This window comes from Halomonas cibimaris, assembly GCF_055379665.1.
Window position 1 is genome coordinate 568,128 of record NZ_AP043828.1, and the last position, 11,454, is coordinate 579,581.

An 11,454-nucleotide genomic window follows, 5' to 3' on the forward strand; every position below is an offset into this window, starting at 1 on the left:
ATCCTGGTGGTGTGATATTGATGAAAAAGCCTCGGTCTATGCCGAGGTCTGGGCCTGATCGAGTAGCGGGGTGACACGGACGCGGCCGGTAAGGAGGTCGTCCATGAGAGCACCTTTCAACTGTTTATCCTTTTCTAAAATTTCTGTTTCAGAATTTATTTTGGTATCGACCTTCCTAAGCCTATCAATGATTTCTATCTGCTCTTTCTCAGGAGCTATTAATGTCAGTGTTTTAATAAAATCTTTTTGAGATAAGAAGTCTCGCGCTGACCCCTGGGACATTCTCATATGACGGGAAATAGCGTCAGGTAGTATTGAATAAAGATAGTCTCTTGACATTGGATGTTGCGGCTCTAACCTCCACATGTTCTGGTTTTGTAAGGCGGGACAAATTGAAGCCGGAACACGTCCAAGTTTCCCTGTGGTGGCACCGACCATGACTAACACTATTTCACCACCCAAAAGCTGTTGCTGCTTTTGCATCTCAAAGAAGGTCGAAGGTAAGAAGACCATTTCATCTCTATTTATACTGCTTTTTCCTATATCTGATACACGAAAACTAGGCGTCCCAGAAGAGCAGTAATCAGATGCCGAAAAAGCAAAACCCAAGTTAATAGTCAATATCCTTTCAAGGGGTAGGCACTCCCACTCCCTCGGAATCAGCCCCAGCGGCGATTCCTTGTAGAGCCCTGGCGCCTGCTCGGGGCTGGGGCGCAACTGGCCGTTTTCGTCGATACCGCGGGTCAGCAGGTCGTGGAGCAGGCCCTCCTTGACTTTCTCCAGTTTGGCGATCAGCGCTTCGGTTTTGTGGATCTGGGTGTCGATAGCTTCAAGCACGTCAGCTATTTTTGATTGCTGCTCAACTGGAGGCGCAAACAGCTTGAAGCCGCGCACGTCATTATCAGTGACAGCAGGATAGTTTGAACCGACAGCAGAATTAACCGATTGTCGCAGTATGCCATTGCCAAGCAAGGAGAAAAAAAGGTACCTGCCTTCAGCCGATTCGCAATGAGGACGGATAACAGTAAAGCCAGTGGATGCGACAAGGGGTTCAGTTTGTTTGTTTGGCATATAGCCATGAGATTGGAGGTTAGGCCTAACAGTGCCAAAGAGGGAGTCGCCTGGGTTACAGACGCGGCGAGCACGGCTTGGCGCTTTCTTAAAAGAGAACCTCTGTAATTTTCCCCAGTCAATGCTTCCATTACCAACAGAGCCAAGATCAATGTATAGGAATGCAAAATCCTGATCAGTGTTTGCGGAGAGTGTATCTGGATTGATATCTGCTAGTTTTTCAATTGTCTTCCACTCATACATATCCCAGCCCCTCCAGGTACTGCTGCAGTTCTTTGGCAGCGGCGTCGCGCTTGGTTTCGATGTCGGCGTGGGTGACACGGTACTTGTCCCACCAGGTCTCGAAGGCGGCGATGACGTGCTGGCGCTGCTGGCGGATATAACGCTCGAGGATGCTCTTGAGGTCGTTGAACAGAATAGTGCCCACTAGCTCAGCGGCGGCGTCCTCGTTCAGCGCATCGACGGCAGTATTGAGCTGTTGCTCGAAGCTAGCGATCTTGGCCTTGTGCTGTTTACGCACTTGAGTACGCTCCCTCTTCCACGCTTTGATGTCTTCCGGCATGGGAGCGTCGTCCTCGCTGGCTTCGTCTCCGTCGTCACTGCCTTCGGGGGCGGGCTTGGCCTCGGCGGCCTTGATGCGGGCGTCTAGCTCAGCGGTGTGGGCGGCGAGCGCTTCCAGTTTAGCCACGTAGTCTTCCAGCAGAAAATGCACCAGACGATGATTCAGCGGGTTAGCTTTGCTCTGGTCGTCGTCTAGCAGGCTTGCGATGGCGGTGCGCCAGGCGTCTACCACACCCAGACAACCGCGAGCCTGCAGGGTGCGAAACTCGTTCTTGTTGTCGAACCAGAAGCCCGCGATGATGCCGCGCACCGCGAAGCGGTCGAGCATAGCGGTGGGCTCCAGCGCCGCCGAGAAGCTGCCCAGCAGCACGTCGCGCAGTTGGGTGAGGCGGCCGCCATTGCCGGAAAGACCGGTGATACTGCCGCCATGTTCGTCCCACCAGCGCTCAAAGGCCGTCATCACCCTGCCCTCCTTGGCGATGAGCCCGGTATTCTCCTCAATGGCGGGCTTGAGGTCGCGCTTCTCGCTCAGGTCCTCGGCGAAGTCCACGTAGTCTGGCTCTTGCTGGCGTTCGCTGAAGAGCACCATGGGGTCAAGGCCCTGGGCGTCGAATAGCGCTCTCTTGGCCTCAATCTCAGCCACCGGCACGCCACCTTTCAGGTGGGCGCGCACGTCCTGGGGCTCCGGCGACGGGGTGTTGTCGGCGTAGCGGCGGATGTTGAGGTTGTAGTCGTTCTCGCGCAGCTCTTCGAGAGGCACGGCGCGGGCGAAGCCGGGAACCTCTGTAAAGGACTCGAAGGTGCTAGCGGTTTTCTCGATGTGCTCGGGCAGCAGGTGGTTCTGGGCGCGGCCTTCGTAGTATTCGCGATCGGCGTTGATAAATAGCACCTTACCTCTGCGCGCCTCGGGCTTGGCGTTCTTGGCGCGTAGAATAAGGATGCTGGCCGGAATGCCGGTGCCGTAGAAGAGGTTGGGGGCCAGGCCGATTACCGCTTCGACCAGATCGTCCTCCAGCATGCCCGCGCGGATGCGCTTTTCATCGCCGCCGCGGAACAGCACGCCGTGGGGCATGACGGTGGCCAGGCGGCCGTCCGACTTGAGGCAGGCGACCATGTGTTGCAGAAACATCAGGTCGGCTTTCTTGGCGCCCTCGGGCACGCTGCCGTAGTGGAAACGTTCGGGGAAGTTCTGGCTCGGCGTGTAGCCAATTGAGAAGGGTGGGTTGGTGAGGATCCGGTCAAAACGCACCAGTTCGCCGCCCTCGACGTGCTGTGGGTCGGTGAGAGTGTCGTCGTTGCGTAGATCCGCACTGCTCACCCCGTGCAGCAGCATGTTCATCTTGGCGATGGCCCACACCGAGCCCGACGCCTCCTGACCGAACAGGTTGAGTCGGCGGGGATCGCCGCCCTGTTCCTCCAAGTATTCTTTGGCGTGGATCAGCATGCCGCCGGACCCCATGCAGGGATCATATACGCTGTGATTTTCCTGCGGATCCATTAGCCGCACCATCATGCGGACCACCGGGCGCGGGGTATAGAACTCGCCGCCTTTCTTGCCCGCGGAATCGGCGAAGTCACGGATCAGATACTCATAGGCGGCACCCAGCAGGTCGGGGAACTCGAAGTCCTCGTTGCGCAGCCGGTACTCGCTGAAGTGGCTGATCAGGTCGCGGAGTTTCTTGTCTGGCAGCGTGGTCGAACCCACCTTGCGGGTGAAATCGATGTGCTCCAGCACCCCGGCAAGGCTGGGATTGTGTTCTTCCAGGCCGGCGAGCGCCTTGTTCAACACATTGCCGACGCCCTGATGGGCTTCATTGAGCAGATACGGCCAGCGCGCCTGCTTGGGCACGTAGAAAGTGGCCTTGTACCAGCTTGGCATCTCGATGACCTGGACGATATCGATCTCGCCCTTACCGGCCTGGGCGAGCTGCTCGCGCACTTCCTCCTGACGCTGTTCGAACACATCCGAGCAGCGCTTGAGAAACAGCATGCCGAAGATGTATTCCTTGAATTCCGAGGCGTCCATGCGCCCACGCAGGATATCGGCGGCCTTAAACAGGTGCCGTTCGAGTTGATGAAGGGTGAGAATCATGGAGGTCCTTGAGGAATATGCCTGGGGGAATGCTTGCAGCGCTACTCGGGCTGCTCGTTCATCGGAACGTACTCGATAATCTCTTCAACGCGGCAGTCAAAATAGGCGCATAGGCGGTCTACCTGCTCCGTACCGGTGTTGTATCCACGCTGGTTGGCAATTTTGGAAAGCGTCGTGCGGTGTATGCCGGTGGCCTTGGCTACCTCATCCAGCGTTACCCGGCGGTTTTCCTGAAACCCCTTCTCGGCCAGCATCTCTTTTAAGCGGAATCTAATCATAAGCTTACCTTGGTTGACTAGGCATAGCCTATCAAACTCATGGCGCAACCGCATCTTATGTAGCGATGAAGCAACAAAAGATGCTTGACACCTTCTTTCTGTCGCCTACTATGTAGCGTGAAGGCTACGTAAGGCCACTAAGGAGGACATACGATGTCTACTAGCTACTTAACCACCAGCGAGCTCGCCGAGCGGATCAAGTACGACATCCGCACCATTCGCGAGTGCCTGAAAGACGATGTGCTGATCGAAGGCATCCATTACATCCGCCCATTTGGCGGCCGCAAGATTCTGTACCTGTGGGAACCCATCGAGCGTGATATGCAGTTGCATTCCAAGGAAGAAAGCCTTGGCGTGCCAATGGCGGGTGGAGGTGCATGCCATGGGTATTGCCGTACGTAAAGAGACGGGAAAGCTGTTTTTCGATTTTAACTATCTGGGCAAGCGCTGCCGTGAGCAAACGGCGCTATCCGATACAGCAGCGAACCGCAAAAAGCTTGAGCGGATTCTAGAGAAAATCGAGGCGGAAATTACGCTTGGCTCGTTTGATTTCGGCCGCTATTTCCCTGATAGCCCGCGTGCCACAACGCTAAGCAAGCGCGCGTTGACCAGCGTAGGCGGCTATCACGCGACGCCGCTGTTGCGCGAATTCGCCGAGACGTGGTTTGCCGAGAAGGAGATTGAATGGCGTGATACGCAGATCGTGACGGTGCGGGGGTGCTTAGATCAGCACATTGTGCCGGCCCTGGGGAATAAAGAGGTCGGCAGCATCACCCGCGCAGAGATTCTTGAGTTCCGAGCCTCGCTCGCCAAAGTCCGGTCCCGGAACGGCAAGACGCTCTCTGCTAGCCGTATCAACCACATCATGACGCCTTTGCGCATGATGCTGAATGAAGCCGCCGACCGCTACGATTTTAGCTCATCGTTTCGCGGGATTAAATCGCTCAACGTGCCGCGCACCGACGTGGAGCCTTTCACGCTGGAAGAGGTGCAGCAAATTCTCCACCGGGTGCGTCCGGATTTTCGTGAGTATTACGCCGTGCGCTTTTTTACTGGCATGCGTACCGGCGAGATCGACGGCCTGACCTGGGAGCACGTGGACTTTTCTCGGCGTCAAATTCTGGTGCATCAGGCGCTGGTCGCGGGTGAATTCGTCCCCACCAAAACCGACGGGTCGTTTCGTTCCATCGATATGTCGCAGCCGGTGTTTGACGCTCTCAAAATGCAGTACGAGGTGACCGGCAAAACCGGACTGGTATTCACCACGCGTAAGGGCACGCCGCTCTCGCATCGCAACGTGACCAAGCGGGTGTGGTACCCGCTGTTGGAAGAGCTGGGGCTGCGCCCTCGCCGCCCATATCAGACTCGCCATACTGCCGCGACGCTGTGGCTGGCATCCGGTGAAAGCCCGGAATGGATCGCTCGGCAAATGGGCCATACCACCACCGAGATGCTCTTCCGCGTGTATTCGCGCTTTGTGCCCAACTTGACGCGTCAGGACGGCTCGGCCTTTGAACGCATGCTGGAACAAAAACAGGCGTAAGGAGACGATGATGTATACCCTGGATGCCATCAAAAAAGCCCGCGAAGATATCGAGATGTCGCTGCAGGCTTCGCAAAAAACGAAAATTCAGCGCCGTGTGGAGCGGCGCCTGGCTGAGTCCCTGGCGGCGGCTACCAGCATTGCCAGCGGCAGCGGGCTGGTGATGTGGCTGGGCAACGGTGATGAAAAAAGCAATTTGGATGCGCTGGTGACATGGACAAGCTTCACGCTCAAGCAGCTGGGTCTTGAAGCCAATCGGCAGGCCATTCCACACCTGCTGGCCGAGTTGGAACGTACTCTGTGGGCCTGGGAGGATCAGTCATGGCACTAACGAAAACTGCACAGACGCCGCAGGGCGGGCGCACTTTTGAAGGTGAGCTTTATATCGCCGGCGTGGAGGGCCCAGAGTGGCTGATGGAGCACCGAGTCTGGGCGCTGTATGTGATCGGCGCCAAGGGCGGCTGCCGCTTTTATCTTACCGATCGCCACGTTAATGCGCATGGCGTACCGCAAATGGGGCAGCGCATTCAGGCCACGGCTAAATGGGCCAAATTCATCAGCATCCGGCTGTGCTTTCTCACGGCGTATCACGTAGTGAGCGACCCGCTGCCACGCTAATGCTACTTTGACTACGTGTCGGGTCCCGTGTGATTGACAACTCGTTTGGTAAATAGCTCAGGTCGCTTGGCCTGCCACTCCTTCATCGCCGTGATCGGTGATTGATGATGCAGCGCCTTCTGAGAGATGTGGTGATTGTACAGCCAAGCGTAGCGTTTGAGCGTCTGCTCCAGGTCCTCGCCTGAGGTATAGCGCCGGGTCGCCAGCACGTCGCTGATGCGGCCGTTGAACCGCTCTACCATACCGTTTGTCTGCGGCCTTCCCGGCTTGATCAGGCGATGGTCGATACCATGGGTCTGGCACTGCTGGTCGAAGGGGTGGCGGCCGCTGGGCTTGCGCTCACCTGCCCGCGTAAAGCGATCGGTGAACGACTTGCCGTTATCAGTCAGCACCGTCTGGATCGTGAAGGGAGCCTTCTCCTCCACACGCTTCATGAACGCCTTGGCATCCTTGGCGGACTGGCTGCTCCTGACCTCCAGATAGACCCAGCGTGTGGCACGGTCGATGGCGACATACAGGTAGCGCTTCTGCTCCTCGTCGGGCATCTGGGGCAGGTGCTTGATGTCGATATGCACGTACCCGGGCTCGTAGTCCTTGAAGGGCTTGTGCCGGGGCTTGTCATCATCTCCGGCATCCTGACGGGCCAGTTCTGCCAGTGTCGGCACCTCGCGGCGCTTGAGCATGCGATGCAGGCCTGAGCGGGACAGTCGAGGGTTCAAGAACTCACGTGCCACGACAAGCAGGTCATCCAGACCGAGGCGCAGGAATTCGCGGGCGGCGATCAGCACCTCCTCCTGCTCGGACGTGAGCGTGGCCAGCAGGTTATGACGCGTATGGGGCCGATCATAAACATCCTCACGGTACCGCCAACGCCGGATGGTCGCGGTGGAGACGCCAAACTGGCGGGCCAGCTCGCTATCCGTGATGCTGGAGGGTGCCGCCTGGATCTCGGCACGAATCTTCGGTGTCGTCGTGGCCTGCTTATGCAGCTTGATGTCCATGAACCTGCTCCCGAATGAATTGCTGTAGAAGCTCTCTGGCTGCGAGCAGAGGATAACTCCTATAGCTCATTTGATCATCCGGGACCCTACAGATAGCCTCGAAAGCGACTCGGCTACCGGAAACCGGCACAGATCTTCCTGGGGAAGATTCAGGATCGCTGAACACCGCAGATGCTGCACTCATTATTTGAATTCAGGGGTTAGAACCGGTACTTCAGGCTCCCAACTACGCTGCGCTCTTCCCCATAATAGCACCAATACTCACATCCGCTGACGTACTCCTCGTCGGTCAAGTTGTTGACGTTGACCTGGGCGGTCCACTGTGGAGTAAGATCATAGCTGGCCTTAGCGTCCCACAAGGTATAAGAATCTACCTGAGTATCCGAGTATTGCGGGCTATCCTTAGATTCGCCCACATAACGTACGCCACCACCGATATTCAGGCCGCGTAACAACCCCTGGGCCTCATAATCCATCCACAGTGAAGCCTGATTGCGAGGAATCAGGCCGGCGCGAACATCTTTCTGAGCCTGGCTGAGATCAACGCGCACGTCGGTATAGGTATAGGCTGCAGTAACCTTGAGTTCATCGGTAACATAACCCACGCCCTCGACTTCAAAGCCCCGGGACTTACGCTTGCCACCTTGACGATTCGACGACTCGCCGCTGACGTAGAGGGTGTCAGATTCTTCGAGATCAAAGACCGACGTAGTCACATAGCCGTCGAGCCAGCTCGGCGCGTACTTAACGCCCAGCTCCCACTGCTCACCTTCACTCGACTGGTAAACATTACCGTCAGGGTCGGTACCAATCTGCGGCGAGAATGACTCACTATAGCTTAAATAGGGTGAAACACCGTAGTCGCCGAGGTACATCATACCGCCAGAAAAGGTCATCTCATCCTCGCGACCCCCGCCATTATCCTGACCGTCAATACGATTGGTCACGTCAACGCTGTCATGACGAAGGCCGGCGAGAAAGATCCAGCGATCATCCATACGCAGCTGATCTTGAGCGTAGAAGCCAAGCTGCTCCTTGCCCTCCTGGTGTTCAGTGCCACTGCGTGACGACGGTGTGAAGTTGCCATAGTCAGGATCGAAGATATCGAAGGGACCACCGAAAGCAGCATCGTCGTAATTGTCGTAGTTGATATCCAGGTCTTGATAGTCGAAGCCAAGCAGCAAGGTGTTCTCTAGACGATCAGTATACCAGTGGCCGATCGCGCGGCTATCCACTGTGATGGCATCGTAGTCACCATCGCGGTAAGTCATTCCACGCTGAGCATGGCGATCATCGAGCATATACGACACATAGACATCACGCTCGAGCAGATCCAGATGACTATAGCGCAGGTTCTGCTCAAGGTCCCAGGTATCGTTGAGGCTGTGACTCAGCTCATAGCCCAGCGCCCACTGCTCGTGCTCCTGCCTCTCATAGCCGGGCTCGCCCAGGTTGTCCTCGGGATCAAGCTTGCCAAACGGCGTATTGTTCACAGTGCCATGGGGCAATTTGAAGCCGTTGGTCGGCGTCCCGTGATCTTTCAGATAGCTGGCAAGGAAGGTAATGCCGGTGTTATCCGAAAGGTCCACCTCTAGACTTGGTGCCAGATAAACGCGCTGGTTGTCAGTATCCTCAATGGCGCCATCACCTTCGCGGAATAACCCAACCATGCGATAGCGAGCGTCATCGCGGTCGGCCACGGGGCCAGACACATCGATACCCACCTGCTTATGATCATTGCTTCCGGCCTGCAGCTCGACCAGGCCCCGACGCTCTTCGGTAGGCCGCTTGCTGACAGCGTTGATCACGCCGCCCGGAGGGGCTTCCCCATACAGGATGGAGGCAGGCCCCTTGAGTAACTCGACGCTTTCAAGACCAAAGGGTTCGGTGCTCCACCAGAAGTAGCCGCCTTCGCGAAACTGGCGCAGCCCATCCTGATAGGTGGAATCCTCGGCGTTGAAACCGCGAAGGTAGAACCAGTCGGCCTTGTTGTCCTGCCCAAAGGGCTGAGACAGCACGCCGCTGCGGTATCGAAATACCTCGTCATACTTATTGACCTGGCGGTTATCAAGCTCTTCGCGAGATACCTGGGAAGTGGAGCGCGGCGTCTCCAATATCGGCGCATCGACCTTGAGCGCTGTGCCGGTTACAACCATGGTATCGGTATTGACGTCGGCAACGGCGTCAGATTGCGCAAGGGCCAAAGGCGAGATGCCTAGCAAGGAGAAGGAGAGCGTTAGCCCCATGCCACGGCGAATCGCTACGGTTACGGGAGACAGCCCGGAAAATGGCGGGAAAGTTTGCATCGACAAAGGCCTTGATATGGCAGCGGGAAAAGATCATGGCCGGCTTACCGGGTCGCATGTGAAACATGCTCCGGGATGCTAATCGTTTTTATTTGCAGGCGCAATCACGCGTATTCCAGCGTCGTCTGCTGGCAACGATTACCTCACCATACGGGCGCGGATTTCTGACATTGGCATAAAGGCGCCGAAAGCTCCGAAACCGATAGCCGGACGCTGCGGGTCTCTCACAGGTCTTCGTTCAGCCTCGCGACGGCGTCTTTACTGACTCGCTCACGACTGGCTCCGGTCAGTTCGCTCAAGTGGCCCGCTCGCATTTCGTAGAGACGATCAGCATGGTGAAAATAATGATCGTCGTGGCTGATCGCAAATACCGTCTTGCCCATGTCCTTGAGCAGCGGCAGCAGGTCGCGATAGAAGAACCGACGGAACTGCGGATCCTGATCGGCGGCCCACTCGTCGAGCAACAGAATATCGCGCTCTTCGGCCACCGCCATCAGCAGAGCTAGACGCTTGCGCTGCCCCTGGGATAGCGCTGGGTTGGTCACCCGCTGACCGTCAAAATGAAGTTTCTCGCGCATGGCAAGATGCTCAAGCCAAGTATCAACCAGAGACGAGTCAGCTGCCTCACCGCTGGGGCCAACAAGCCTGTCAAAGGGATGAAAATCGGTGAATACGGCCGAAAAGCGCTGGCGAAAGGCCTCCCACTCGCCCTCGCCAATCGCATACCCGTCAAGGCGAATCTCACCACCCTGGGGACGATACAGCCCCGTCAGCAGCTTCGCCAGCGTCGACTTGCCACTCCCGTTTCCGCCGATCAAGAAGACCATCTCGCCGCGTTTCAGCGTCAGATCAATGGGCCCAACAGCAAAGCCTTCACGGGCTTCGCTCGCGGCGTAACGAAAGCTGACGCCCTTCAGCGTCAGGGACTCCCAGGCATCATCCCGGGTTTCTCTGCCGGCAAAGCCCCCGCGGTACTCGGTCAGAGCAAGGCTATGAAGCTTGTCGAAGGCCACCTGAGCGCTGAGCAGCGTTGGCAGCGCACCGACAGCCGAGATCAGCGGCGTGCGCAGGAATAGAAGCGTCAGCGAAAAGGTGGCGGCCACCTCGGTCGTCGCCCAACCGAGGCCGTTGGCAAGATAGAAGACCACGCCAATCGCACCAAGCATCATGATGTTGGACCAGTTCAGCGCACTCAAATGAAAGGTATCAGCGCGAATAATGTGATGACGATAGTGACACGCATCGCGGTCGTAGTCGTCCTCGTAGAGGCTTTGTGCACGCGCTCGGTTAAGCGCCAACTCCTTTCGCCCATGAATCACCGCCTCGAAATCAGCGTAGAGTCTGTCCTCGGTTTCTCGCACCTGAGCGAGGTGGCGATAAACCCGCGCCACCAGCCAGGAGCCACCGGCAATGGTGGCGCCTACCCAAACCGCCGTGACCCCGAGCAGGCTAGGCGACAGCCACGCCAGATAAGCCGCGGAACCAAGGGTCAGCACGACGCCTTGAATCAGCTCGGGCAACCGCACAAAGGCGATAGTGATATTGCGTATATCGCTGGACAGGCTGGCCAGCAGCTCGGCGCTGCCGAGGTGCTCCAGGCGCTCGATGTCGGTATCAAGAACCTGCTTCACCAAGCGCCCACGCAAACCGTAGACGAAGTGGTGACCCAGGGTAGTCAGCGCCAGCTGGGCACCCAGGGTCACCACAAGCAGCAATACGATCACCCCCAGAAACATCGGCAGCACATGGCCTGGATTTCCCACGCTCTCGATCAATCGCTGATTGATGAAGGCAATAGCACCGATGCCAAGCGCTGCGCTAACCAAGCTCAAGACCATCACTGCAAGAAAAGGCCAGCGATAGTGGCGATAGACGACGCGTAGAAGGTCCACGGCAGCACCCGACGTTGTTGGAGGCGATAAAAGATAAGGCGCCGCTCAGTTCCTGAAGAACGGCGGCGGCGTATTGTGGCTCAGTGGAGTAG

Annotated in this window: 10 protein-coding genes; 4 read left to right on the forward strand and 6 right to left on the reverse strand. The window is 57.1% G+C overall.

The genetic code is table 11. The features are described from left to right. Positions 1-36 precede the first annotated feature (36 nt). Genes ACZ415_RS02635 through ACZ415_RS02645 form a run of 3 tightly spaced genes read right to left on the reverse strand, consistent with a single transcriptional unit; the run spans position 37 to position 4,002 of the window. The gene (locus tag ACZ415_RS02635) at positions 37-1,314 is read right to left on the reverse strand and encodes a restriction endonuclease subunit S (RefSeq protein WP_344701686.1); all 1,278 of its coding nucleotides are present in this window, start codon (positions 1,312-1,314) and stop codon (positions 37-39) included. After that, positions 1,307-3,724, reverse strand: coding sequence for a type I restriction-modification system subunit M (locus ACZ415_RS02640; RefSeq protein ID WP_344701684.1), 2,418 nt, complete (start codon positions 3,722-3,724; stop codon positions 1,307-1,309). The genes ACZ415_RS02635 and ACZ415_RS02640 overlap by 8 nt, the downstream gene beginning before the upstream one ends. Before the next feature lie 41 nt (positions 3,725-3,765). Next, the gene (locus tag ACZ415_RS02645) at positions 3,766-4,002 is read right to left on the reverse strand and encodes a helix-turn-helix domain-containing protein (RefSeq protein WP_344701681.1); all 237 of its coding nucleotides are present in this window, start codon (positions 4,000-4,002) and stop codon (positions 3,766-3,768) included. A 153-nt stretch (positions 4,003-4,155) separates the two neighbouring features. Between ACZ415_RS02645 and ACZ415_RS02650 the strand changes: the two genes are divergently transcribed. The 4 genes from ACZ415_RS02650 to ACZ415_RS02665 are packed head-to-tail and all read left to right on the forward strand — an operon-like array spanning position 4,156 to position 6,163. Next, positions 4,156-4,404 (forward strand): hypothetical protein, encoded by a 249-nt coding sequence (locus ACZ415_RS02650; protein WP_344701679.1) that lies wholly within the window; start codon positions 4,156-4,158, stop codon positions 4,402-4,404. Then, on the forward strand, positions 4,385-5,545 hold the full coding sequence (locus tag ACZ415_RS02655; protein WP_344701677.1) for an Arm DNA-binding domain-containing protein: 1,161 nt from the start codon (positions 4,385-4,387) through the stop codon (positions 5,543-5,545). Before ACZ415_RS02650 ends, ACZ415_RS02655 begins: the two co-directional genes overlap by 20 nt. A 10-nt stretch (positions 5,546-5,555) precedes the next feature. Beyond that, a complete protein-coding gene (locus tag ACZ415_RS02660) occupies positions 5,556-5,876 on the forward strand; it encodes a hypothetical protein (RefSeq protein WP_017429313.1) in 321 nt (106 codons plus the stop codon). Beyond that, positions 5,867-6,163 (forward strand): hypothetical protein, encoded by a 297-nt coding sequence (locus ACZ415_RS02665; RefSeq protein ID WP_344701674.1) that lies wholly within the window; start codon positions 5,867-5,869, stop codon positions 6,161-6,163. The genes ACZ415_RS02660 and ACZ415_RS02665 overlap by 10 nt, the downstream gene beginning before the upstream one ends. Positions 6,164-6,174: 11 nt before the next feature. On the opposite strand, the gene ACZ415_RS02670 is transcribed toward ACZ415_RS02665, so the two are convergent. The 3 genes from ACZ415_RS02670 to ACZ415_RS02680 form a co-directional block, all read right to left on the reverse strand. Further along, on the reverse strand, positions 6,175-7,164 hold the full coding sequence (locus ACZ415_RS02670; RefSeq protein ID WP_344701672.1) for an IS481 family transposase: 990 nt from the start codon (positions 7,162-7,164) through the stop codon (positions 6,175-6,177). A gap of 200 nt (positions 7,165-7,364) precedes the next feature. After that, the gene (locus ACZ415_RS02675) at positions 7,365-9,470 is read right to left on the reverse strand and encodes a TonB-dependent siderophore receptor (RefSeq protein WP_169330545.1); all 2,106 of its coding nucleotides are present in this window, start codon (positions 9,468-9,470) and stop codon (positions 7,365-7,367) included. A gap of 224 nt (positions 9,471-9,694) precedes the next feature. Beyond that, positions 9,695-11,362, reverse strand: a complete 1,668-nt coding sequence (locus tag ACZ415_RS02680) for a multidrug ABC transporter permease/ATP-binding protein (protein ID WP_026106057.1) — start codon at positions 11,360-11,362, stop codon at positions 9,695-9,697. Between the last annotated feature and the right edge of the window lie 92 nt (positions 11,363-11,454).